General features: G+C 68.1%; 22 protein-coding genes. 7 read left to right on the top strand and 15 right to left on the bottom strand.

Annotated features, from left to right (window positions below; translation table 11 throughout):
• Both U8D42_RS00855 and U8D42_RS00850 read right to left on the bottom strand, forming a co-directional pair.
• A complete protein-coding gene (locus U8D42_RS00855) occupies positions 1-195 on the bottom strand; it encodes a ferredoxin (protein ID WP_085242455.1) in 195 nt (64 codons plus the stop codon).
• Between the two features lie 11 nt (positions 196-206).
• Positions 207-872, bottom strand: coding sequence for a TetR family transcriptional regulator (locus tag U8D42_RS00850; RefSeq protein WP_322860995.1), 666 nt, complete (start codon positions 870-872; stop codon positions 207-209).
• Between the two features lie 204 nt (positions 873-1,076).
• On the opposite strand from U8D42_RS00850, the gene U8D42_RS00845 reads away from it, so the two are divergent.
• On the top strand, positions 1,077-1,721 hold the full coding sequence (locus tag U8D42_RS00845) for a PAS domain-containing protein (RefSeq protein ID WP_322860996.1): 645 nt from the start codon (positions 1,077-1,079) through the stop codon (positions 1,719-1,721).
• A 9-nt stretch (positions 1,722-1,730) separates the two neighbouring features.
• On the opposite strand, the gene U8D42_RS00840 is transcribed toward U8D42_RS00845, so the two are convergent.
• Positions 1,731-2,537 (bottom strand): SDR family NAD(P)-dependent oxidoreductase, encoded by an 807-nt coding sequence (locus U8D42_RS00840; RefSeq protein ID WP_322860997.1) that lies wholly within the window; start codon positions 2,535-2,537, stop codon positions 1,731-1,733.
• 159 nt (positions 2,538-2,696) lie between these two features.
• Between U8D42_RS00840 and U8D42_RS00835 the strand changes: the two genes are divergently transcribed.
• A complete protein-coding gene (locus tag U8D42_RS00835; protein WP_322860998.1) occupies positions 2,697-3,464 on the top strand; it encodes an SDR family oxidoreductase in 768 nt (255 codons plus the stop codon).
• A 156-nt stretch (positions 3,465-3,620) separates the two neighbouring features.
• Positions 3,621-5,267 (top strand): multicopper oxidase family protein, encoded by a 1,647-nt coding sequence (locus U8D42_RS00830; RefSeq protein ID WP_322860999.1) that lies wholly within the window; start codon positions 3,621-3,623, stop codon positions 5,265-5,267.
• Positions 5,268-5,270: 3 nt separating this feature from the next.
• On the opposite strand, the gene U8D42_RS00825 is transcribed toward U8D42_RS00830, so the two are convergent.
• Genes U8D42_RS00825 through U8D42_RS00790 form a run of 8 tightly spaced genes read right to left on the bottom strand, consistent with a single transcriptional unit; the run spans position 5,271 to position 14,417 of the window.
• Positions 5,271-6,092, bottom strand: a complete 822-nt coding sequence (locus U8D42_RS00825; protein WP_322861000.1) for an alpha/beta fold hydrolase — start codon at positions 6,090-6,092, stop codon at positions 5,271-5,273.
• On the bottom strand, positions 6,092-7,081 hold the full coding sequence (locus U8D42_RS00820; protein WP_322861001.1) for a cyclase family protein: 990 nt from the start codon (positions 7,079-7,081) through the stop codon (positions 6,092-6,094). Before U8D42_RS00820 ends, U8D42_RS00825 begins: the two co-directional genes overlap by 1 nt.
• Positions 7,069-7,893: a coniferyl-alcohol dehydrogenase gene (locus U8D42_RS00815; protein ID WP_322861002.1), complete on the bottom strand. Its 825-nt coding sequence runs from the start codon at positions 7,891-7,893 to the stop codon at positions 7,069-7,071. The genes U8D42_RS00820 and U8D42_RS00815 overlap by 13 nt, the downstream gene beginning before the upstream one ends.
• Before the next feature lie 31 nt (positions 7,894-7,924).
• Positions 7,925-9,232: an LLM class flavin-dependent oxidoreductase gene (locus U8D42_RS00810; protein WP_090418178.1), complete on the bottom strand. Its 1,308-nt coding sequence runs from the start codon at positions 9,230-9,232 to the stop codon at positions 7,925-7,927.
• A gap of 2 nt (positions 9,233-9,234) precedes the next feature.
• Positions 9,235-10,974, bottom strand: a complete 1,740-nt coding sequence (locus U8D42_RS00805; RefSeq protein WP_322861003.1) for an FAD-binding protein — start codon at positions 10,972-10,974, stop codon at positions 9,235-9,237.
• On the bottom strand, positions 10,971-11,888 hold the full coding sequence (locus U8D42_RS00800) for a 3-carboxyethylcatechol 2,3-dioxygenase (protein WP_322861004.1): 918 nt from the start codon (positions 11,886-11,888) through the stop codon (positions 10,971-10,973). The genes U8D42_RS00805 and U8D42_RS00800 overlap by 4 nt, the downstream gene beginning before the upstream one ends.
• Complete coding sequence (locus U8D42_RS00795) at positions 11,836-13,554, bottom strand: bifunctional 3-(3-hydroxy-phenyl)propionate/3-hydroxycinnamic acid hydroxylase (RefSeq protein WP_322861005.1); 1,719 nt, start codon at positions 13,552-13,554, stop codon at positions 11,836-11,838. The genes U8D42_RS00800 and U8D42_RS00795 overlap by 53 nt, the downstream gene beginning before the upstream one ends.
• Positions 13,554-14,417, bottom strand: coding sequence for an alpha/beta fold hydrolase (locus U8D42_RS00790; protein ID WP_090418190.1), 864 nt, complete (start codon positions 14,415-14,417; stop codon positions 13,554-13,556). The genes U8D42_RS00795 and U8D42_RS00790 overlap by 1 nt, the downstream gene beginning before the upstream one ends.
• 125 nt (positions 14,418-14,542) lie before the next feature.
• Between U8D42_RS00790 and U8D42_RS00785 the strand changes: the two genes are divergently transcribed.
• Positions 14,543-15,220, top strand: a complete 678-nt coding sequence (locus U8D42_RS00785; protein WP_322861006.1) for an IclR family transcriptional regulator — start codon at positions 14,543-14,545, stop codon at positions 15,218-15,220.
• 14 nt (positions 15,221-15,234) lie between these two features.
• Complete coding sequence (locus U8D42_RS00780) at positions 15,235-16,848, top strand: FAD-dependent oxidoreductase (protein ID WP_322861007.1); 1,614 nt, start codon at positions 15,235-15,237, stop codon at positions 16,846-16,848.
• 81 nt (positions 16,849-16,929) lie between these two features.
• Here U8D42_RS00780 and U8D42_RS00775 read toward each other — a convergent pair whose 3' ends face one another.
• Positions 16,930-18,150: a sensor histidine kinase gene (locus U8D42_RS00775; protein ID WP_322861008.1), complete on the bottom strand. Its 1,221-nt coding sequence runs from the start codon at positions 18,148-18,150 to the stop codon at positions 16,930-16,932.
• 107 nt (positions 18,151-18,257) lie between these two features.
• Between U8D42_RS00775 and U8D42_RS00770 the strand changes: the two genes are divergently transcribed.
• The gene (locus U8D42_RS00770) at positions 18,258-18,911 is read left to right on the top strand and encodes a response regulator transcription factor (RefSeq protein WP_322861009.1); all 654 of its coding nucleotides are present in this window, start codon (positions 18,258-18,260) and stop codon (positions 18,909-18,911) included.
• Here the strand turns inward: U8D42_RS00770 and U8D42_RS00765 are convergent.
• The 3 genes from U8D42_RS00765 to U8D42_RS00755 all read right to left on the bottom strand — a co-directional run bounded on the left by U8D42_RS00765 (position 18,904) and on the right by U8D42_RS00755 (position 21,977).
• The gene (locus tag U8D42_RS00765) at positions 18,904-19,818 is read right to left on the bottom strand and encodes a thiamine pyrophosphate-dependent enzyme (protein ID WP_208859294.1); all 915 of its coding nucleotides are present in this window, start codon (positions 19,816-19,818) and stop codon (positions 18,904-18,906) included. The two genes, U8D42_RS00770 and U8D42_RS00765, sit on opposite strands and share 8 nt — an antisense overlap.
• A 140-nt stretch (positions 19,819-19,958) precedes the next feature.
• Positions 19,959-20,837: a methylmalonyl Co-A mutase-associated GTPase MeaB gene (gene meaB, locus U8D42_RS00760; RefSeq protein WP_322861010.1), complete on the bottom strand. Its 879-nt coding sequence runs from the start codon at positions 20,835-20,837 to the stop codon at positions 19,959-19,961.
• Positions 20,838-21,977, bottom strand: coding sequence for a thiolase family protein (locus U8D42_RS00755; protein WP_322861011.1), 1,140 nt, complete (start codon positions 21,975-21,977; stop codon positions 20,838-20,840).
• A 203-nt stretch (positions 21,978-22,180) separates the two neighbouring features.
• Here U8D42_RS00755 and U8D42_RS00750 point away from each other — a divergent pair, with 203 nt between their 5' ends.
• Positions 22,181-23,029, top strand: coding sequence for a proline iminopeptidase-family hydrolase (locus U8D42_RS00750; RefSeq protein ID WP_322861026.1), 849 nt, complete (start codon positions 22,181-22,183; stop codon positions 23,027-23,029).
• The last annotated feature ends 43 nt before the right edge of the window (positions 23,030-23,072 follow it).

Below are 23,072 nucleotides of genomic sequence, written 5' to 3'. Positions count from 1 at the left end.
TCATTCCTCGATGTGAATGGCCAGCGCGGGGCACGCCGCGGCGGCTCGCCGCGCGCCCTCGGCCTGCTCGGCCGACGGATTGGGGTTGAGCAGAACGACGACGCCGTCGTCGTCGCGCTGGTCGAACACGTCGGGGGCGTTCATCACGCAGTTCCCCGACGAGGCGCATGCGTCTTGGTCGACAGTCACTTTCATCTGCAGACCTTTCACTGGTACGGCGTCACGGGCGCCAGCCACAGGCCCACGATCGCATCGATGAGGCCCGACGCGGCGGCCCGCCAGGAACGCCGGGGCGGTGAGGCGCCCGCGGCGAGCGCGCGTTCCCGGTCGGCGCAGGTATGCATCAACAGGTTGCGGGCCATGATGTTTCGTTCGAAGTGCACCTCGGCCGGCAGGTCCGGCAGGCAGCGGTTGATGCCCTCGACGACCTGCACCAGGGAAGGCGAGCTCAGGGCGCCCTTGACGATGATGTGGTAGTACGCGGGATCGGTCATCGCCTGCGCCGCGAACCGCGCGTACCAGGTGGGATTGCCGAGCTCCTCCAGGTGATCGGTGAGGGGACGCACCAGGCAGGCCACCCAGTCCCTCAATTCGGCGGAACCACCCGACTCGAGCAACTCGGCCACCATCTGCTCGCGCAGCCGCTCGACCGGTCCGCGGTGCTTGTGTTCGATCGCCCGGACCAGGTCGGCCTTCGTGCCGAAGTGGTAGCCGACGGCGGCGTTATTGCCTTGGCCGGCGGCCTCGCTCACCTGCCGGTTCGATACCGCGAACATGCCGTGCTCGGCGTAGAGGCGCTCGGCCGCAACCAAGATCGCTTCCTGGGTGGAGCTGGCCCGCTCGGTGCGAACGGGCCGGCCGATGGTGGTCACCCGGCTAGTCAACCGCGGCCCTTCGATTAAGTCAAGCGATTGATTTAATTTCCCGGGCTGCATCGGCGGCCGTCGTCTGGATGCCACTTGGCGAACATCGGGTGACAAAGGTCCCTCGCCGGAGTGGGTCCGACCGGGTCACGATGGCTCTTGCGTCGGGAGCGTGGTGGTGTCAGGACAGTGAAGGACTGGTGGGGGTAAGCCATGTTGTCAGCCAACCGTGTCTCGGCGATCGAGGGCTCGGCATGGTTTCAGTCGAAGTGGGCGCCGTACCTGTTGTGCGATGCGGACTGGCGAATCCGCGCGGTGAACGCGGCCTGCGAACGCGTGTCGGGGCACCCGCGGGAGAATCTGCTCGGCCGCCAGCTGTTCGACGCCTTCCCCGACAACCCGGCCGACCCGGAAGCGGACGGCGTGGCCAACGTCTCGGCGTCGCTGGAGTTCGTCCTTCGCCGCGGCGTCCGGCATTGGCTGGGTGTGCAGCGCTACGACATTCCCGACCCGCAGGTTCCGGGCGAGTTCGTCTATAAGGTTTGGACCCCGATGAATTCGCCGATCAAGGACGGCAAGAAGACGATCGCGGTGTTGCAGCACGCCCAGGACGTCACCCGCGTGGTGCCGCCGACGCCGGCGGAACGGGCGTATCCCAAACTCTTCGAGTTGCGGAGGGCGGCCGAGGTGCTGGCGCGCCAGTTCCCCGACCTTCCCAGCGAGGCGGTGTTGAGCGTGCTGACGCATTCCCACAGCATGATCGCGGAAAGCGCCGGCACCGAGGACCTCGAGCGCGCGGAGGCGCTGGCCAAGCTGCGGCTGGAAACCCACGCGGGACATCCCGCGAAAGAGCCCTGACGCGCAACCTCACTCGCTCCTGCGCGAGCGGATCACCTTGCCGGCGGAGGTCCCGCCGTCGACCGGCAGCACGGCGCCGGTGACATACCTCGACCGATCGGTGGCGAAGTACAGCGCCGCCTCGGCGACGTCGTCTGGCGTGCCCTCCCGCTTCAGTGGCCGGTCGTCACGCATCCCCTGGCGAATCCGCGCCTCGAACCGCGCCAGCTCGGCCGGGTCCACGTCGACCGCCGACGACGCCAGGATCGGCGTCGGGATGCTGCCCGGCGCTATCGCGTTGACCCGAATCTCGTGGCCCGCCAGCTCAATTGCCGCGGACTTGGTGAACTGGATGACCGCCGCCTTCGAGGCGCGGTAGATCATCACGCCACCGCCCGCCTGGATCCCGCCGATCGACGTGAGGTTGATGATCGACCCGCCGCCGCGGTCGGCCATCTGTCGGGCGGCATCGCGGGTACCGGCCATCACCCCCAGCACGTTGACCCCCATCACGCGGTGGAAGTCGGACAGGTCGTCGTCGAGCAGCCGGCGCAGCGGGCTGGAGATCCCGGCGTTGTTCACCATGACGTCCAGTCCGCCGAATTTCTCGACGGTGGTGGCGACGAGCGCGCCGACCTGTTCGGGATCGGAGACGTCCGTCCTCCTGAACAGGACTTGAGGGCCCAGCGTGGCGGCCAACTCCTCCCCCCGGTCGGCCTCGATGTCGGCGATGACGACCCGGGCCCCCTCGGCCGCAAACCGCTCCACGATCCCGCGGCCGATGCCGGACGCACCGCCGGTGACGATGGCGACCTTGCCATCCAATTCGTTGACCACCCGACGAGTTAATCGGTGCCGCGAGCGTTAAGTCAAGCAGTTGATTTAAGGACTGCCGTCCCTCGGCATCGCCTCGCGCAGACATTGAGGGTTCCGCACCGCCTGTGCAAGCGCCATGCTGAGTGGGCCGGTTCATCGGGAGACGCGGGAGGCGTGGTCATGAAGGTCTTGGTCGTCGGGGGCAGCGGACTCATCGGATCACAGGTCGTCGCCCAGCTCACCGAGCTGGGCCACGAGGCCGTCCCGGCCTCGCCGAGGTCGGGGGTCAACGCCGTGACGGGCGAAGGGGTTGCCGAAGCGTTGGCCGGTGTCCACACGGTTGTCGACGTCTCCAATTCGCCGTCCTGGGCCGACGAGGACGTTCTGAACTTCTTCACCACCTCGACCCGCAACCTCCTCGAGGCGGAGCGGGCGGCCGGCGTGCAGCATCACGTCGCGCTCTCGATTGTGGGGGCGGACCGGACGGCCGAAAGTGGCTACATGCGAGCCAAAATCGCCCAGGAGAAAGAAATCGTGGAATCGGGAGCCCCGTACTCGATCGTGCGGGCGACCCAGTTCTTCGAATTCGTTGACGGCATTGCCGATTCGATGACCGACGGCGACACCGTCCGCGCGCCGCACGGGGCGTTCCAGCCGATCGCCGCCGCGGATGTCGCCACGGCGGTGACCCGCGCGACGACCGGTGACCCGGTCAATGGGCTGACCAACATCGCCGGCCCCGAGAAGCGCGGCATGGACGATTTCATCCGGACCCGGTTCGCCGTGACCGGCGATGAGCGCCAGGTGGTCACCGACAATGACGCCCGCTACTACGGTGCGGTGCTCGATGACCGCAGCATCGTTCCCGTCGATGGCGAAGACGTCGTCGTCTACCCCACCACGTTCAGCGAATGGATGGCTTCCCAGGCGCCCAGCGGCGCACAGTAGGGACCCCGCCATCTCGAGATTGCCGTCGGCGCCGTGGTTGCCATTGACGGCACGACCTTGGCGGCAATCTCGACATCAACCGCAAAGGTAGTTGCGCTGAGACCCGTGGCCGAGCAGCGTATAGATCGCCAGTGATCGACGACGACGAGGAGCGGTATGTCTGTGCTTCCCACGAGCGAGACCACCGTCCCCGGCGGTCGGCTCACCAGGCGCGGATTCATCGCCGCCGGCATCGCCGGCGGATTCGCACTGGCGGCGTGCAGTCAGTCCAAGCCCCCGCCGTCCGGCAACGCTCAGCTGGCCGCCGCCATCGCCGCGGCCGAGGCCGCCCGGCCGCACAGCGGCCGCACCGTCACCGCCAGGCTGACCGCCCAGCAGGTTCAGGTCGACCTCGGCGGCCCGGTCGTGCGCACCCTGGCCTACGGCAACGCCATCCCGGGCTCACCGATCCGGGCCAGGATCGGCGACGAGCTGGCGGTGACGGTGTCGAATCGGCTCGACCGCCCGACGTCGGTGCACTGGCACGGCATCGCGCTGCGCAACGACATGGACGGCGCCGCGCCCGCCACCCCCAACATCCCCGCCGGCCAGGACTTCACCTACCGGTTCTCCGTCCCGGACGCCGGCACCTACTGGGCGCATCCGCACACCGGTCTGGACGCCGACACGGGCCTTTACCTGCCGGTCATCGTCGACGACCCGACCGAAGGCGACTATGACGCCGAATGGATTGTCGTCCTTGATGATTGGACCGACGGCGTCGGGAAGTCGCCGCAGCAGCTCTACACCGAACTGACCAGCCCCAACAAGCCCGGCCCGCCTAGCGCCCCCCAGACCACGACGAGCGCGACCACCACTGGCACCACCACGACCAGTGAGACGCCGACCACCACGTCGTCGACCGGTGAGACCTCGTCAACGTCGACCAGCACCACCTCGAGCGGCCCGCCGGCTTCGCCGGCCGCGGCGCCGGGGGGCGGCGTCGGCAGAAGCGATCTGCTCGGCGGCGACGCCGGGGACATCGCCTACCCCTACTACTTGGTCAACGGCCGAATTCCCGCCGCGCCCATGACCTTCAACGCCAAGCCGGGACAGCGCATCCGGATCCGCTTCATCAACGCCGGCTCCGACACCACGTTTCGCGTCGCGCTGGCCGGCCATTCGATGACGGTCACGCATACCGACGGTTATCCCGTGGTGCCGGTCCGGGTCGACGCCCTGCTCATCGGCATGGCCGAGCGCTACGACGTCATCGTGACCGCAGCCGACGGTGTTTTTCCGCTGGTCGCGCTCGCCGAAGGGAAGAACGCCCTGGCACGAACGCTGCTGTCCACCGGCGCGGGCAGCGCACCCGACCCGGGGTTCCACCCGGCCGAACTCGACCGACGGGTGGGCACGGTGGAAATGTTCACCGCGACAACGCCGGTCAACCTGGGCCGGCCGCAGCCCGGCCTGAACCTCCCGGTCGTGCTGGGCGGCAACATGACCCAATACAACTGGACGATCAACGGAAAGCCCTACAGCGACACCGAGCCGTTGCACATCCGCCAGGGCGATCGGCCCACCATCACGTTCGACAACACCACGATGATGTATCACCCGATGCACCTGCACGGCCACACGTTTCAGCTGATCAAGGCCGACGGTAGTCCCGGTGCGCGCAAGGACACCCTCATGGTGCTGCCCAAGCAGAAGCTGCTCGCCGTGCTGGTGGCCGACAATCCGGGCCTGTGGCAGTTGCACTGCCACAACACCTATCACCAAGAGGCCGGCATGCAGACCCGGCTGGACTACGTGTTCTGAGCCTCAGGCGTCGGCGAGGAAGTCGAGCAGCAGCCGGTTCACCGTGGTCGACTGCTCGATCTGCGGGCAGTGTCCGGCCTTGTCGACGACGACCGACCGGGCGCCGTCGATCGCCTTGGCGATCTGGGCGGCCCAGCCGGCCGGGAGCAACTTGTCGGCTCCCCCCTCCACGACCAGGGTGGGCACCGTGATGCGTTCGTACGGCCGGGCACTCGAGGGCGTGGCGGAAGAAGCGGCACCCGGGCGACGAAACCGGGCCGCGGCGATCGCCTCCCATGCCCCCGGTGCGGTGCTCGACTCGTAGCGGCGCCGCACGTATTCGTCGTCGGCGGGATAGGCCGGGTCATGAAACAGGGCCTCGACGATGCGCCGCATACCCGGCAGCGTCGCGTCGTATTGCTGTAGCGCTTCGAAGTGCTGGTTCTGCTGAATCTCGCCGCCCCCGCAGATGATCGCCAGGCTGCGGGCGGGCAGCCGCGGTGTGTCCGAGGTGGCGTCGGTGAGCAGATTGATGGCGCCCATCGAGTTGCCCACGAAGTGCGCCGACTCGACGCCGAGCAGCTCGCAGAACCGTGCCACGTGCCGAATACGCATTCCGCGCCCGTCGACGAAATCGATGACCTTCGCCGACTGCCCGAAGCCCAGCTGGTCCGGTGCCAGCACCCGGTACCGAGCGGCCAGCGCGGCGATGTTGCGTTCCCAGCCGAGTTCGGCGCCGGCACCGAACTCGCCGCCGTGCAGCAGCACCACCGGATCGCCTTCACCGGCCTCCAAGTAGCCGGTGACCAGGCCGTCGACCAGCGTGGTCCTGCAGTGAAAGTCCATCACTTGATCGCGATCGGGTTGACCGGAGAGCCCACTGCCCCAACGAATCTCAGAGGCGGTGCAATGAGCTGGAACTCGTAGACGCCGTCGGCGGCGCAATCGTTTGCGAGCCCGGTCAGGTCCCAGTACTCGCCGAGCATGAGCCCCATGTCGCGCAGGCACAGCAGATGCAAGGGTAGAAATGCGCCCTCGACATCGGACACCGGGTCCTCGACCTGGAGGTTGTCCGAGGCGACCGCCGCGACCTCGTGGTCGTGCAGCCACGAGGCGCAGCGCCAGTGCAGACCGGAGAAGGGCTCCGTCTTGTTACCGGTCTGCAAGAACCTGGTCCACCAACCGGTCCGGATCAGAACGATGTCGCCCCTCTCGATCGTCACGCCCTGCGCACGAACGACGTCATCGAGTTCTTCGGGGGTGATCGGATTGCCCTGTTCGAGGAAGACCTCCGCGTTGCGGTGGCGGACGAGGTCCAGCAGCACGCCACGCGAGGTGATGCCCTTGACGTCGACCTTGTCGATGCTGCAGTGGTAGGCCCCCATACTCGTCACGGAGCCCGACGAGAAGCCGTTGTAGAGCTTGCCTTCGTAGTAGACGTGTGAGAACGCATCCCACTGGGTGGCCGCCTGCAGCGGCATGATGATCATGTCTTCGTTGAAGCGAAACAGGTTGTCGACGAAGTAGTTACCCAACTGCTTCGCTGTCGCGTTTTGCGTCCACCCGGGACCATATTGGGCAAGCGAGCTCGCATCCCCACCGTCCACGGTCATAAGAAGCATGGGGTTGTGCCGAAAGCCGAAGGCGCCCTGCGGTCCCGACGAGCCGAAGTCGACCCCGAGCGGAAACACCTTGCCATGCCGGACCAGGCTCGCGGCCCGGGCGATCTTATCCTCGGTAATGAAGTTCAGTGTGCCGAGCTCGTCGTCGTCTCCCCACCGTCCCCAATTAGAGACGTCACGCGCGACCCGGCGAAAATCAGTCAAGTCGGCCACGGGGCTCCTTCCTCGAGTTCACGAGCGATAGCGGCGCCCACATTTCCACCGTCGACCCAGATGACCTGTCCCGTGATATAGCTCGCCGCAGCACTGTTCAAGAAGAGCAACACCGCGGCTTGCTCGGCGGGGCCGGATACCCGACCCAACGGCTTCGGGATGTCGTCCAGGAAACCCTGCCCGTAGGCCGTCCGAAGCTGGTCGAGGATGGGCGTCTCGGTGACCCCCGGGCCGGTGCAGTTGATGCGGATGCCCTTGGCCCCCAGCGGTGTAGCGCTTCGCATGGTGTAGAAGATGATCGCCTCTTTGGACAGTTGGTAACCGTTGCCCAAGCCCTCGCGATTGGCGTGACACCAATCGATGCCTTCCCGCATTGTCGCGGTGTTGAGCAGAGGCGCCACCGCAGCCGCATGTTCGCGGTAGGCGGCGGCCGCGAGCGAGGAGACGCTCACGATCGAGGATCCCGCAGCCATCTTGGGGACCAGCGCCTCGGTCAACTGACGCAGGCCCAGGAAGTTGACTGTGGCGACGAGCACCGGGTCACCGATCCCGGACGAGAGGCCGGCGACGTTGAACAGTGCGTCGACCGGCCCGCCGATCGCCGCTGCGGCCTCATCGATCGATCCCGGGTCGGCCAGGTCCGTCTCACGAAAGTCGTTGAGCGGGATATCGGGTCGACGCTTGTCCAGCCCAATGACGTCCGCGCCGAGTTCGCTGAGCTGGCGCACCACGTGTCCGCCGATGCCCGAGGCGCATCCGGTCACCACCGCGCGGCGGCCGTCGTAGCGCCAGAGCTCGTCGATCGATCCCAAGACCGGCTCCTCATTCAGCGACCGTCCGGGGTCACTTCTTCTGCTGCTGTTCTTTCAGCCGCTGCGCCGCCTGGACGCGGCCCTCGTTGATCTCCGCCATGGCTTCGGGGATCTCGCTGGCGGTGAACTTACCGCCCCGACCGGTGGGCAGGCCGCCGAACGAGTATTTCTCGTCGAACTGCGGCGCGGTCGGTGCCGGCCGCCGCGCTTCCACCTTCTCGATGACGGGTTCCAGCCGCTTCGCCTTCTCGGCGACCGCCTTGGCGTCGCGTTCGATGAACTCGGGCAGCACCTCGGAGCCCATCAGCTCGATGGATTCCATGGTGCCCTCGTGGCTGCGCGGGTTGAGCAGCAGGATGATCTCGTCGACACCGCTCTCCTCGTACCCGCGCAGGAATTCCCGGACGGTCGCCGGCGACCCGATCGCGCCGCGCCCGGGCCCGTAGGCCAGCGTCGGATCCTTTTCCACCTCTTCGAGATACCGCTTCCACACGCCGGTCCGCCCGGGGGTGTGCACGCCCGTCATGTAGTAGTGCATGATCCCGAACGAGAAGAATCCGCCGCCCTTCCCCAGCCGTTGCAGCGCCTGCTCGTCGGTCTTGGCGACCATCATCGACAGGTCGCCCCCGATGGCCAGGATGTTCGGGTTGATCCGGGGTGTGACGGGAACGCCGCTCTCTTCGAACTCCTTGTAGTAGCCGTTCACCCGCTCGGTCAGCGGCCCGGGACCGGTGTAGGCGAAACTCAGTGCGCCGATCGCTTTTTGGGCGGCCATTTGCACGCTCGCCGGCCGGGTGCAGGCGACCCAGACGGGTGGATGCGGCTTCTGCAGCGGCTTGGGAACGACGTTGCGCGCCGGCATCTGGACGTGTTGGCCGTTGAAGCCGGCGAACGGTTCCTCGATCATGCAGCGGATCGAGACCTCGAGCGCCTCCTCCCATTGGGCGCGCTTGTCGGCGGGGTCGATGTTGAATCCGCCGAGTTCACCGACGGACGACGATTCGCCGGTGCCGAACTCGACGCGGCCGTTGGAGAGCAGGTCCAAGGTGGCGATGCGTTCGGCTACCCGGGCGGGGTGGTTGACCACCGGGGGCAGGTGCATGATGCCGAACCCCAGGCGGATGTCCTTGGTGCGCTGGCTGGCCGCGGCCAGGAAGATCTCCGGTGCCGTCGAGTGGCAGTACTCCTCGAGGAAGTGGTGTTCGGTCAGCCACACGGTGGAGAAGCCCGCCTTGTCGGCGGCCTCGACCTCGTCGAGACACTCCTGCATCATGACGTGTTCGTCGTCGGGCGCCCACGGCCGCGGCAGGGCGAACTCGTAGAACAGCGAGATTTTCATCGTTACCTCCTATGAGAACTAAGGGTCCGTTTGGCCGCATGTGCGGCAATGTGATTCGCCGCGACGAAGCCGAAGGTCATCGCCGGGCCGATGGTCGCCCCCGCGCCGGCGTAGCTACGCCCCATCACCGGGGCCGCGGTGTTACCCACCGCGTAGAGCCCCGGCACCACGGTGTCGTCGTCGCGAAGCACCCGCGCGTGTTCGTCGGTCCGCAGGCCACCCGACGTCCCGAGATCGCCGAGGACGATCCGGAAGGCGTAGTACGGCGGGTTGCCCAGCGGGAACAGGTTCGGGTTGGGCAGCGTCGGGTCGCCGTAGTAGTTGTCGTAGACGCTGTCCCCGCGGTTGAAGTCGTCGTCGTGGCCCGTGCGGGCGAGTTCGTTGAATCGGCGGGCGGTTTCGGCCAGGTTCGCGGCCGGCACACCGATCCTGTCCGCCATTTCCTGCCACGTCATGGCCGCCTTGACCACGCCCGATTCCAGCCAGGCCGCCGGGACCCGGCGCCCGGTGGGCACCGGCGCGCCCGGGATTTTCGGTATCGGCAGGTGCCCGCCGATGACGTAGCGATTCCACGACCGGTGGTCGGTGATCAACCAGCAGGGGATGTGGGTGACCCCCGATTGCTGGCCGTCGATCATCGCGTGGCCGAAGTCCATGTAGGGCGCCGCCTCGTTGATGAAGCGCTTGCCGTCGCCGTTGACGATGAACTGCGCGGGCATCATGCGCTCGTTGAGCATGAACTGCATGCGGCCGTCCGGCCATTGAATGGCGGGAAACCACCATGCCTCGTCGAGCAGTTCCGTCGCCGCACCGAGCTTTTGGGCCGCACGGATGCCGTCACCCATGGCGGCGGGATTTCCGAAGCTCCAGTCCTGGTCCACGACGGGCAGGAGTTCCTTGCGCCAGGCCAGATCGTGGTCGAAGCCACCGGACGCCAGGATGACGCCGAGCCGCGCCCCGATCCGCCGGATATCCCCGTCCCGCCCGACCGCCACACCGGTCACCGATCCCGCGGCGTCGGTGAGCAACTCGGTCATCGGCGAGTCCAGCCACAGCGGGATGCCGCGTTCGCGCATGGTCAACCGGAGCCGGGCGGCCAGCGATTGGCCGATGGCCGCCATGCGCTCGCCGAAAACCCGCGCCCGGACCATCCGCGCGATCAGCTTCAGCAGCACCCCCTTGCCGGCCCACGACTGCCGGATGCGGTAGAACGTGCGAAGCTCCTTGGGCCCCAGCCAGATTCCCTTCGGGGCCAGCGCCAGGGGTTGCAGCAGCCGCTGCTCGTCGCGGCCGAGCGTGCGCAGGTCGATGGGCGGCACGTTGATCGTGCTGCCGAGTTCGGATCCGCCGGGCAGTTCCGGGTAATAGTCGGCATAGCCGGGCTTCCAGACGAACTCACACCACCCCGAGAGCCGTTCGAGGAACTCCAGCATCTTCGGGGCGGACTCGACGTACTGCCGGATGCGCGCCTCGCTGACCAGTCCGTCGGTGATCCGGCGCAGGTATTCGACGACGCGTTCGGGTTCGGGGGCGTAACCCTCCCTGCGCTGGGCGGGCGCCCCGGGCACCCAGATGCCGCCGCCGGACAGGGCGGTGGAGCCGCCGAAGAAGGACGACTTCTCCACCACCAGCGTGTCCAGTCCGGCGGCCTGGGCGGTCAGCGCCGCCGTCATGCCGCCGCCGCCCGATCCGACGACGAGCACGTCGACGACGCGGTCGAAACCATCCGGCGCCGCGGTCATTTCGGCACCGCCGTCCTGATGGCGAAACCGGCGATCAACTCCGCGGCCGGCTTGTAGTAGCGGCCGACGGTCTCGTAGGGGCCCGCGCTCGCCAGCGCCGCGAATGCGGCGACCCAGGTTCGGATCTCCTGCGCGGAGCTGCCGCCCTCGTGGGCCACGAACGAGTTCGACCACTGGTCGAGTTCGCCCAGCCGGCCGCCATCGATGATCTCGAGGAACCGCTGATCCCACACCGGGTTCAGTTCCTGCAGGTCGCTGTCGCCGGCGGCGAAGCTCCTGGCCGCCTCGATCACGGCCGCCTGCCGCGCTTGGCGCTGCTCGGGTGTCATCGGCCGGCCGTGCACGATGCGCTCGAGCACCGGCGGCGACGCGGTGGCCAAGGCCGGCACCGGTGGGCTGTGGGACAGCCCACCGGATCCCAGTAGCAGCACCCGCTTGTCCAGCGTGGCCAGGTAGTGGCCGACGGCGGTACCGAGCGCCCGGCACCGACCTATCGGCCCGAGCGGCACGCCGATCGCGTTGATGAAGACGGGTATGACCGGGCGAGAGGTGGCTTCGCCGAACAGCTTCTCCAGCGGCTGGACGGTGCCGTGATCGACGTCCATGCAGGCCGAAACCGCGATGTCGACGCCCGCGTCCAGCACGGCTTTCGCGCACTCGGTCGCGAGCTTCTCCGGAACGTCGAGCGGGCCGGCGTGGGTGCCGTAGTCCCCGACCCCGGTGGCGCTCGTACCGATGCAGAAGGGCGGCATCATCTTGTAGAAGAAGCCGTTGTAGTGGTCCGGGGAGAAGATGACGACGAGTTCGGGGTCGTAGTCGTCGACGAATTGTCGCGCGTCGCCGATCGCGCCTTCGATGTCGTCAAGCAGGTCCCGCGACGGCCCCGGAAGATTCAGGAGCGGGCTGTGCGACATACAGCACAGAGCCAGTGCCACTTTGCGGATCACCCCCTCGGGGCGTGAGCGTGAGCGCATCGATGAGCGCGGCGCTCAGGTCGGGCGCCCGCTGCGCGATGCAGGCGCCGGCGACGCACCGGTCGGGACGCAGGAACAACACCGATTCCTGGTGGGTGTCGAACCAGGATTTGACGGCCCCGTCGCGGTCCCCCACGACCACGACATCGGGATCGTCGTGTCCGGTCCAGTGCAGCTGGGTCAGCGGCCGCAGCGCAACGAACCGGGCGCCCAGCGCTTTCCAGTTCGCGAAGGCGACGTCGCCGAGAATCCTGCGGGGGTGATTGTTCCAGCACAGCACCGCGAACCAGTCCCCGAGCACGTCGTCCAGCAGCACGTTCTGCCGATCGCGGGTATCGACCCGGGGCTGGATGAACAGCGTGCCCACCGGCGAATCCGCCCGGCCGGGAGCACCATGCACGACGGCCCCCTGCTCGTAGCGCGGCATCGGCTTGAACCGCATCTCGAGCACATACCGCTTGAGCGACGGCACAATTGACGCCGACCGCACGAGCAGGTCGCGGGCGCCGGTCACCCGGCGGTTGGTCGGCGAGATCACGCGACCCACCATCGTGGACAGGTCGATCATCGCCCGCGCGTGTTTGCGGCGCTCCACGTCGTAGGTGTCCAGGAGCTTGTCGTCGGCGCGGCCGCTGACCACCGCGGCGAGCTTCCAGCCCAGGTTGGCCGCGTCCCGGATCCCGCTGTTGTAGCCCTGGCCCTGCCATACCGGCATCAGATGCGCGGCGTCCCCGGCCAGTAACATGCGGCCCCTGCGGAACGCGCCGGCGATCCGCGAGTGATGCGTGTAGACCCGCCGCCGGATCACGTCGACGCGGTCGGGATGGGGCACCATCCGGGCCAGCATCCGCGTCAGGAACTCCGGGTCCTCGGCCTGCTCGTCGGTCTCGTTGGCGTGAATCATGAACTCGAATCGGCGAATTCCGTGCGCGATCGAGATCGAGGCGTACGGGCGTTCGGGGTCGGCGCCGACCTCGCTGTTGGGATGGCCGAGCGGGTCGTTGGCGACGTCGACCACCAGCCAGCGGGTCGACGAGGTGGTTCCGTCGAAAGAGACACCCATCATGCGGCGGGTCATGCTGCGACCACCGTCGCAACCGACCACGTAACGCGCTTGCAGGCTGGACGTTTCGTGGTCGCGCTCCCCGCCGAGTTCGACGGTGACCCCGTCGTCGCTCTCCTGGCACGCCGCCATCGGGCGCCCCCACCACACCTCGACGTGCTCGAATCTGTCCAGGCCGGCAAGCAATTCGGCGTCGACGAGCGGTTGGACGAAGCCGTTGCGCTTCGGCCATCCGAATCGCGCGTCGGGCGGGGCCATTTCGGCCAGCACGCGCCGCTTGGCGTCGACGAAACGCAGGATCTGATTGGGCACCGTGTGCGGCACCACCCGGTCGGCGAGCCCGATCGACTGGAATGTCCGCAGGGCCTCGTCGTCGAGCCCGACCCCGCGCGGATAGTCGATCAGGGTGTCGCGTTCTTCGACCACCACCGTGCGGATGCCCTGCAGGCCGAGAATGTTGGCCAACGTCAGGCCGACCGGACCGGCTCCGACCACGACAACGTCGGTCTCGATTCCCGCCGGCTCGCGCCCCGCCCCGACCATCACCGCCCCAGCAGGAAGTCGAGATGCAAACGATTGAAGGTCTTGGGGTCCTCGTACTGCGGCCAGTGCCCACACCCGGGCATCACCTCGAAGCGCGCGCCGGGGATCATCGACGCGATGCGGCGGCCCTCCGTCACGTCCGCGGTGGGGTCGTCGCTGGTCCACAGCACCAGCGTCGGCGCCGTGATCGCGCCGTACTCGTCGGGACCGATGATGTTGCGCGCCCGGATCTCCGGATCCTGCAGCGCCATGATGTCGCGCATGGCGTCGACGAATCCCGGTTGCCGGTAGACGCGTTGGCGGCTGGCGACCAAGTCGTCGTAGTCCTTGGACTTGTCGGCCATCAACCACTTGATCCGTGCCTGCACCGTCTCCCAGGCCGGGTCCTCGGCCGCGGCCATCGACAGGGTGATGATCCGCTTCATCACGACCGGGTCGGCCTGGGAGCCGCCGGCGGTGTTGAGGACGAGCCGGTCCACGACGTCGGGGTGGTCGATGGCGGCGCGGGCGGCCACCCAGCCGCCCAGCGACTCACCGCTGATGGAGGCGCGGTCGACGCCGATGGTGCGCAGGACCGCCATCAGGTGCTCGACGTAGTGGCGGACTTCCAGAGGGTGGCCCGGCTTGCCGGTGTAACCGTGCCCCAGCATGTCGATCGACCACGTCCAGAAGTGCTCGGCATGCGCGGCCAGGTTGCGGACGTAGGCCTCGGCGTGGCCGCCGGATCCGTGTAACAGCACCAGCACCGGCGTGCCGGGATCCCCGGCCCGGAGATAGCGGGTCCGCACCCCCCCGGCGTCGAGGTAGCCCTGCTCGAACGCGACGCCCTGGAGATCGCTCCAGATGCTCTCGAACTCCGCCACGGTTCCTCTCCGGCCGAAAGATGGGAAATCTTGTTCTCGTTTTTGCCGTATCCGGTGTGCTAATATCGCACATTGATGTGCGTTATATATAGAGCTTCGCTCTCGGACGTGGGTCTGTCAAGGCTGTGACGGGTTCGGGAACGGGTTCGCAGACGCTGGCCAGGGGACTGACCGCGCTACAGATGGTCGCGGACTCCCCCGGCGGGCTCACGGTGCAACAGCTCGCCGACCAAATGGGGGTGCATCGCACCATCGCCTACCGACTGCTGACGACGCTGGCGGAGTTCCGGCTGGTGGCCAAGGGGGAGGATGGTCGCTACCGGCCCGCGGCCGGGCTCGCGGTGCTCGGCGCGTCATTCGATCGCAACGTCCGCCAAGTCAGCCTCCCGACGCTGCGCGCGCTGGCCGACGAACTCGGCACCACCGTGTCGTTGCTCATCGCCGAAGGTGACCAGCAGGTGGCCATCGCGGTCATCGTGCCGAGCCACGTGGCCTACCAACTGTCCTTCCACGAAGGCAGCCGCTATCCGCTGAACCGCGGCGCCGCCGGAATCGCCTTGCTCGCAAGCATGCCGCCGCGCCCGGGGGAACGAGAGCTGGTCACCCGCGCACGCGAACGCGGCTGGGTGACCACGTACGCAGAGATCGAGCCGAACACCTACGGGCTCGCCGTGGCGGTGCGCCGCCCGGCCCCGTCCCCTCCCACCTGCATCAACCTCATCTCGCACCGGGAAGACGTCGTGATGCGCGGAAAAGATGCGGTCGTCAAAGCCGCGAAGCAGCTGTCCGAGCTGCTGAGCTGAAGGGATAGCAGCCCATGTCCTGGGACAAAGAAGTCGACGTCGTCGTGCTCGGCACCGGCGGCGCCGGGCTCACCGCCGCCCTGTCGGCGGCCGCCGCGGGCGCCTCGGTGGAGGTCTTCGAGAAGGCGCCGACCGTTGGGGGGACCACCGCGGTGTCGGGGGGCGTGGTGTGGATCCCCGCCCATAACCGTTGCCCCGACGGCGAATTGACACCCGCGGACGCGTTGCGTTATCTGCGCGCGCAGTCTCTGGGCTCGATGGACGACGAGTTGGTGGAAACGTTCGTGCACACCGGCCCGGCGATGCTCGACTTCGTCGAGGCACACAGCGGTCTGCGCTTCGAGATCGCCACCGGCTTCCCCGACTACCGACCAGAGCTGCCGGGTGGACGGCCCGGCGGGGGCCGCTCACTGAGCGCGGGACCGTTCGACCTGAACCAGATCGGCGAGTGGGGCAAGCGGATCACCTCGTTTCCGGCCGACTGGTCCAACGTCGGTATCGACGCCGAAACCAGGGCGCGCCTGCATGTGACGATCGACGAGGGCAGCGACCTCTGCGTCGCCGGCACGGCGTTGATTGCGGGCCTGCTCAAGGGGCTGCTCGACGTCGGGGTCACACCGCACACCGACGCCCGGGCCGAGGAGCTCATCGCCGAGGACGGCGAGATCGTCGGGGTGCGCATCGCGGTGCCCGAGCGAACCATCACCGTGCGCGCGCGCCGCGGGGTCGTCCTGGGTGTCGGCGGCTTCGAATGGGATCCGGGTCTGGTCCAGGCATTCCTGCGCGGCCCGATGCACGGGGCGGTGTCCCCGCCCAACAACACCGGAGACGGCCTGCGCATGGCGATGGCGCACGGCGCCGACCTGGCCAACATGGGCGAAGCGTGGTGGGTGCCGATCGTCCAGATCCCCGGTGACACCATCGAAGGCAAGCCACGCAGCCGCAGCGTGCGGCTGGAACGCACCCGGCCGAGAAGCATCATCGTCAACTCGGCGGGCCGCCGGTTCGTCAACGAGGCGTGCGATTACAACTCGATGGCCGGCGCCTTCCACTACCTCGATCCGCGCGGCGGGTACGTCAACGACCGCGGGTGGATGGTGTTCGATTCAATCCACCTGCAGCGCTATGGATTCCTGGGCACCGAACCGGGACAGCGCGTTCCGGAGTGGTTTTGCGAGTCCGCGGACCTCGTCGAGCTGGCCGCCAAGACCGGCATCGACGCGGCCGGCTTGGTCCGCACCGTCGAGGACTGGAATCGCCACGTCGCCGAAGGCGCCGATCCCGATTTCGGGCGCGGCTCCAGCGCCTACGACGGCTATTGGGGCGACGACAGCGCGACCACACTCGCCGGGAAAACCCTCGGCCCGATCGACACCGCCCCCTTCTACGCGGTGCCGGTGTGCATCGGCGCGATGGGCACCAAGGGCGGACCGCGCACCGACCGCGACGGGCGCGTGCTGCACGTCGACGGTGAACCGATACCGGGCCTGTTCGCCGCCGGCAACGCGATGGCCGGAGTCACCGGACGCGCCTACGGCGGCGCGGGTGGAACCCTGGGCCCGGCAATGGTTTTCGGATACCGAGCCGGCCATGCCGCCGCCACCGGGAAGTCCGTCGACCTGCGATAGCGGTTCACGGGTATTGAGTGTGGGGCCTACGCACGACAATTGCCGCAATTGCATCCACAGGGCCCACACCCGACGAGTGATTTATTTAGCGATCGGCAACTCGACGCAGATGTGGGTGCCCACCGGAGCATCGAGAAAGGCGAAGACTCCCCCGGCGGCCTCCACGCGGGCCCGGTGCGAGGCCAATCCGATGTGGCCCTCGCCGAGGCGGCGCGCGACCGTCGCGTCGTTGAATCCCACGCCGTCATCGATCACATGCAGCACGCAGGTCTGGTCGGTGATCCCGAGCGTGACCGACGCGCTGCGGGCCTGCGAATGCTGCACGACGTTGGACAACAACTCGCGCGCCACCCCGAACACCACCGGGTCGATGTCGGACCGGATCGGGTAGTCGATGTCCGTCGAAATCTCGATAGCCGATCGCCGGGCGGCGAAGGTGGCCAACTGCTGGACCGCGGCCGCCAGGCCGACCTGCTCGAGAACGGCCGGATGCAGCTCGAAGGTCGCCTGCCGCAACCGCTCCGACGCCATCTGCAGTCCGGCCAGTGCGCGCCCCACTCGCTCGTCGCCGGGCATCGCCGCATCCAATTCGACGAGCTCCTGGCGCACGGCCAGGATGTCCTGCAGCGGCCCGTCGTGGATGGATTCCGAGATCCGGCGCTGCTCCACGTCGGAGGCGGTCATCGTCTGGGCGAGCAGTTCTTCGCGCAGGGTGCTGAGCCCGGCGATCGAGCGGGTATGCCGTTCCTCGACGCGCACGGCCACAAACGCTGTGACACACAAGAACCCGTAGAGCAGGAATCGGAACGTGGCTTCGGTGACGCCGATCGACCCGACCATCACCGGGTCCTCGAGCACCGCGATCCCGAACCCCACCATCGAGAAGATCAGCACCACCGCCGCCCGCCGGGACGAGACATCGAGCCCTATCAAGATCGGCAGGGCCGTCATGATCAGCAACGGGTGGAGCCCGTTGGTTGACAGCACTTGGAAGACCGTCAGCACGACAACGTCGATGACGGTGAACGCGAACGGCTCCAAGCGGGCGGCCCCGACCAGCCGGCCCCGGCCGAGCCAACGTCGACTCCGTGAAAATGCCAGCGCCAGAGCGCATAGCGCGACCACGGTGTAGGCGACGATCAGCACAGTTTGCTGAGGCCACTCGGAGCGCCGGGTGCCGCTGATCATCGCAGCGATCATCAGGCCCACCACACCGATCCGGAGGACCGCCGCGAGCCGGTACGAGCGCAGCTGGTGAAGCCGGCGCACCCGACCCAGTTCCGCGTCACTGGCGATTGCCACGCGAACACAGTACTCATCCGCGACGGCTCCGTCGGGGCAAACCGCACCGACGCGCATCAGAGTTTCAGCCGATTGCCGCCGACGCTTTGCGGGCTAGACTCATCGCCATGGCCGGCCCCGCATCGTCCGACAAGGTGCGGGTGGTCGTCGGGGACGATCACCCGCTCTTTCGGGAGGGCGTCGTGCGCGCGCTCTCGTCGAGCGGTTCGGTGAATGTCGTCGCGGAGGCCGAGGATGGCTCGACGGCACTGGAATTGATCAAGCAGCACTCGCCGGACGTCGCGCTGCTCGATTTCCGGATGCCCGGCATGGATGGCGGGCAAGTGGCGGCGGCGGTGAGGAGCCAGCAATTGCCGACCCGCGTCCTGTTGATCTCGGCGCACGACGAGCCCGCCATCGTGTACCAGGCGCTGCAGCAGGGCGCCGCCGGGTTTGTGTTGAAGGACTCGACGCGCAGCGAGATCGTCAAGGCCGTGCTCGACTGCGCGCAGGGCCGCGACGTGGTGGCGCCCGCGCTGGTGGGCGGCCTCACCGCGGAGATCCGTCACCGCGCGGAACCGACGGGCCCCGTGCTCAGCGCGCGAGAACGCGAGGTGCTCAACCGGATTGCGCGCGGTCAGAGCATCCCCGTGATCGCCGCGGAGCTGTTTGTGGCGCCGTCCACGGTCAAGACCCACGTGCAGCGCCTGTACGAGAAGCTCGGCGTCAGCGATCGGGCGGCCGCCGTTGCCGAGGCGATGCGGCAAGGTCTGCTCAGCTAGCGGGCGACCAGTGGCCCGGTTCGCTCACCGGTGCCGGACGCTCCGCGCGCAGTTGCGCGTTCGCGGACGCGGCGGCCTCGGCCACCAGGCGGCGGGCCCGTCGTTCCACCTCGTAGAGGTGCGCGGCGCTGACGCCCGCGCGGGTCAGCTGGCGCCGGGCGTAAACCAGGGGATCGACCCCGGCGGGGTGGTTGGTCCGATAGGTGACGGCCTCGACCAGGCGAGGGCCGCCGCCGGAGCCGGCCAGCTGCACGGCTTGGGCGACCGAGTCATGCACCGCCGCAACGTTCTTGCCGTCGACTGCCAGCACGGGCAATCCGTGGCGCTCGCGGGGACCACGGCGCACACCGGACCCGTCGCGAATGTCTTCGACGACGAACACCACCGGGAGGCGCCACGTCAGCGCGATGGCCGCGGCCGACTTGAACTCGGCGGAGTTCACGGCGTCGTCGCCGATGACGCACAGCGTGACCTTGCCGCCGCCGGCCACCTGCTGCGCATACGCGTCACCGAGAGCGAACACCATCGATCGCCGCACCGGGTCCGACGCGGCGAAGATCTGCTTCCATTCGGTCGCGAACGGGCTCTCCGGCACACCGCCGGCCGCGACGGGGCTCGGCGCGATCAGCTCGGCGATGGCCGGTCCCAACGGCAGGACCCGACCGACTCGCTGGGCGTGTTCGAAATGCCGGATCGCGGTGCTCATGATGTCGCCCGGTCGAAGCGCCGCGATCGTGCCGACGGCCACGGCCTCCTGGCCGAACGCGGCCACCATGGGGCCGTTGAGCAGGCCGTCGATTCGCGACTCTTCCAGCGCCATGTCGAGCAGTCGCAGGACCCACATCCGGCGGTACAGCTCCAGCTGTTCACCGAGGTGTGCGGCCGACAGTTCGGGTGTGCGAGCCATTGCCGGGTCTCCTAACTCATGGCGGATCGTGCCGTCGAGCACAAGATCAACGTAGGGAGATCGGCGCGGCCGGGCCTCCGCCGATCGGTCCGCAAACGGGATGAATCGCCGTTCCCCCGATTGGGGGACAACGCCAGGCGTCAGTCCGGGTCTTGAGTGGTCGGTGACAGCAGCCGCTCGGCCGCCGAGTACGGGTCCCGGCCGCCGTCGACGACCGCTTCGGCGAGCCGGTCCAGCTCCGGCCGGCTCCTCAGGCGGGTCTGCGCCAGCGACAGGATCTGCGCTTTGGCGCGGGCCAGCCGGCGGGCACGACTGTCGGCGCGGTGATGGTCTTCGATGGCGGTCACCAGCTCCGCGACGCCGTGACCGCGGTCGGCGATGAGACTCACGATCGGGGCGTCCGTCTCGGCCCGCAGGTCGCGCACGGTTTGCGCGGCACCCTCGCGATCGGCCTTGTTGACGACGACGATGTCGGCGACTTCGAGCACGCCCGCTTTGGCGGCCTGGACCGCGTCGCCCGCACCGGGATTGAGGATGACGACGGTGGGGTCGGCGACGGCGGCGATCTCGATCTCGGACTGCCCCACCCCCACCGTCTCCAGCAGGACCACGTGGTAACCGATCGCCCCCAGCAGGCGGATGGCGGCGGGGACCGCCGCGGCCAGTCCCCCGAGGTGACCGCGGGTCGCCACCGACCTGATCAGCACGTCGGAGTCGTTGATGTGCGCGGCCATTCGTATCCGGTCGCCCAACAGCGCACCACCGCTGAACGGCGACGACGGGTCCACCGCCAGCACCGCCACCCGGCGGCCCTGTTCCCGGTAGGCGCCGACCAGAGCGGCGATCGTCGTGGACTTGCCGGCGCCCGGGGGCCCGGTGATGCCGATGACGTTGACCGGGGCCGGCTCGATGCTCGCCAGCACCTCGTCGCGGCGCTCACCCTCGACGAGGGAGAGGAGCCGACCCGTCGCGCGCGGAGATCCGTTGCGCGCGCCGGCGATCAAGTCGGCGATCTCCATTTAGGGGGCTGGGACCTCGATGACGGTCGCGGACCCCATCCCGCCGCCCGCGCACATGGCCGATACCCCGAATCCGCCGCCACGACGGCGCAATTCATGCACCAGCGTGACCAGCATCCTGGCGCCCGTCGCCGCCACCGGGTGCCCGAGTGAGCATCCGCTGCCGCTGACGTTGACCTTGTCCGGATCAAGGTCGAGTAGCTTGACGGTGGCCACGCACATCGCGGCGAAGGCCTCGTTGATCTCGAACAGATCCACGTCCGAGATGGAAAGCCCGGCACGGGCAAGCGCTTTCGGGATCGCCTCCACCGGCGCCAGCCCGGTGATCGCGGGGTCGACGCCGACTGACGCCCAGGACCGCACGGTCCCCAGCGCGGGCAGCCCGAGTTGGTCGCTCGCGATCGTCAGCGCGGCGGCACCGTCGTTGGCGCCGCAGGCATTGCCGGCGGTGATGGAGAAGCCCTCGATCTCGGGGTGCAGCGGCTTGAGTGCGGCCAGCTTCTCCATGGTGGTGTCGCGGCGCGGGTGTTCGTCGACCGCGAACAGCCCGTGCGGCGTCTCGATCGGGACGATCTCCTCTTTGAAGCGGCCCACGTCGATCGCGGCGATCGCGTTGCGGTGCGAACGCAGCGCCCACGCGTCCATCTCCTCGCGACTCACGCCCGCCTTGAGGGCGGCGTTCCAGCCCACGGTGATCGACATGTCCATGTTCGGGGCGTCGGGGCGGTCCGGGTGGGTCGGCGGGAACCAGTCGACCCATTCGCCGTCCACCTGCATGCGGGACCGCGGGGAGGTGGAGGCGGAGTTCACGCCACCGGCGATGACAAGCTGATCCATTCCGGCGCGCACGCTTGCCGCCGCGCTCTGCACCGCCGCCTGGCCGGCCGCGCAGTGGCGATTGTTGGCCAGGCCGGGAACCTGGGTCAGGCCGGCCGTGATGGCGGCGTGGCGCGCGATCACGCCGCCGCCGTAGAGCCCTTCGCCGAGGATCACGTCGTCTACCTGCGCGGAATCCAGGTCCTTCGCCGTTTCGGAGACCACGTGGTGCGCGAGGTCGAAGGCACTGGTGTCGCGCAGCGTGCCCTTGCGGGCGGTGCCGATGGGGGTGCGCAGGGCGGACACGATGACGGCTTCAGGCACGGTTCTTCTCCAGTTCGGCGAGCGCGTCGCGAGTGCTCGAGGGCCCCCGCAGCGTATGAGAACACTATTCTCTCATTCTGAGAGTCAGCGTTGCAAGGAGAGCTGGGCTCGCGAGCAGCCGCAAAATCGCATATACCGGCATCGCAGGCCGCGACTTTGCGTCTGCTCACCAAGTTAGGGAGGCGTCGTCCGCAGTGGAGGGAATGATCGCGGTCCCGGGCGGCAACGTGTGGTTCACGCGCGTCGGAGGCGGAGCGGGCCTTCCGCTTCTGGTGGTGCACGGCGGGCCCGGCCTACCCCATACCTACTTGCGTTCGCTGGAACGGCTGGCCGACGAGCGCGAAGTCGTCTATTGGGATCAGCTGGGCTGCGGCAAGTCCGACCGCCCGTCCGACCGCGAGTTGTGGACCATGCAGCGGTCGGTGGCCGAGATGCGGTCCGTGGTGCAGGGGCTGGGACTCAACCGCTTTCACATCTTCGGTAATTCGTGGGGTGGGATGCTGGCGCAGCAGTACGCGCTCGACGTGCCGTCGGGCGCCGCCAGCCTCACCATCTCGAACAGCATCGCGTCCATACCGCAGTTCGCGGAGATGGTCGCCCGGCTCAAATCCGGGCTCGATCCGGCCACCCAGTCGGCCATCGAACGCCACGAGGCCGCGGGCACGACGTACACGGCCGAATACCAGGCCGCGATCCGCACCTGGAACGAAACCTACCTGTGTCGCCTACGTCCTTGGCCGCCAGAGCTTTTGGCGGCCTTCGCCGAGATGGGCACCGACATCTTCGAGACGATGTTCGGGCCGAGTGACTTTCGCATCGTCGGGACCATCCGCGACTGGGACGTGTTCGACCGGTTGGCCGAAATCCGGCTGCCCACCCTCATCCTGGCCGGCAGGTTCGACGAGTGCGTGCCCGAGCACATGTGGGACATGCACCAGCGCATTGCCGGCTCGCGGTTCGAGCTGTTCGAGTCGACCGCCCACATGCCCTTCATCGAAGAGCCGGGGAAGTTCGACCGCGTCATGCGTGCGTTCCTTCGATTGCACGACTGACCGACTGACCGCGGGCGTAACGCCATGGCGAAAAATCGGCGAA

It is taken from the genome of Mycobacterium europaeum, from assembly GCF_034555895.2.
Taxonomy (GTDB): domain Bacteria; phylum Actinomycetota; class Actinomycetes; order Mycobacteriales; family Mycobacteriaceae; genus Mycobacterium; species Mycobacterium europaeum.
Note: the sequence above shows the minus strand (reverse complement) of the source record. Positions and strands in the feature narration are given on the sequence as shown.

Excerpts from the sequence above, each read along its gene's own strand:
- U8D42_RS00855 (WP_085242455.1), bottom strand. The coding sequence starts at position 195 with ATGAAAGTGACTGTCGACCAAGACGCATGCGCCTCGTCGGGGAACTGC.
- U8D42_RS00845 (WP_322860996.1), top strand. The coding sequence starts at position 1,077 with ATGTTGTCAGCCAACCGTGTCTCGGCGATCGAGGGCTCGGCATGGTTT.
- U8D42_RS00835 (WP_322860998.1), top strand. The coding sequence starts at position 2,697 with ATGAAGGTCTTGGTCGTCGGGGGCAGCGGACTCATCGGATCACAGGTC.
- U8D42_RS00830 (WP_322860999.1), top strand. The coding sequence starts at position 3,621 with ATGTCTGTGCTTCCCACGAGCGAGACCACCGTCCCCGGCGGTCGGCTC.
- U8D42_RS00825 (WP_322861000.1), bottom strand. The coding sequence starts at position 6,092 with ATGGACTTTCACTGCAGGACCACGCTGGTCGACGGCCTGGTCACCGGC.
- U8D42_RS00810 (WP_090418178.1), bottom strand. The coding sequence starts at position 9,232 with ATGAAAATCTCGCTGTTCTACGAGTTCGCCCTGCCGCGGCCGTGGGCG.
- U8D42_RS00805 (WP_322861003.1), bottom strand. The coding sequence starts at position 10,974 with ATGACCGCGGCGCCGGATGGTTTCGACCGCGTCGTCGACGTGCTCGTC.
- U8D42_RS00800 (WP_322861004.1), bottom strand. The coding sequence starts at position 11,888 with ATGTCGCACAGCCCGCTCCTGAATCTTCCGGGGCCGTCGCGGGACCTG.
- U8D42_RS00795 (WP_322861005.1), bottom strand. The coding sequence starts at position 13,554 with ATGGTCGGGGCGGGGCGCGAGCCGGCGGGAATCGAGACCGACGTTGTC.
- U8D42_RS00780 (WP_322861007.1), top strand. The coding sequence starts at position 15,235 with ATGTCCTGGGACAAAGAAGTCGACGTCGTCGTGCTCGGCACCGGCGGC.
- U8D42_RS00770 (WP_322861009.1), top strand. The coding sequence starts at position 18,258 with ATGGCCGGCCCCGCATCGTCCGACAAGGTGCGGGTGGTCGTCGGGGAC.
- U8D42_RS00765 (WP_208859294.1), bottom strand. The coding sequence starts at position 19,818 with ATGGCTCGCACACCCGAACTGTCGGCCGCACACCTCGGTGAACAGCTG.
- meaB (WP_322861010.1), bottom strand. The coding sequence starts at position 20,837 with ATGGAGATCGCCGACTTGATCGCCGGCGCGCGCAACGGATCTCCGCGC.
- U8D42_RS00750 (WP_322861026.1), top strand. The coding sequence starts at position 22,181 with ATGATCGCGGTCCCGGGCGGCAACGTGTGGTTCACGCGCGTCGGAGGC.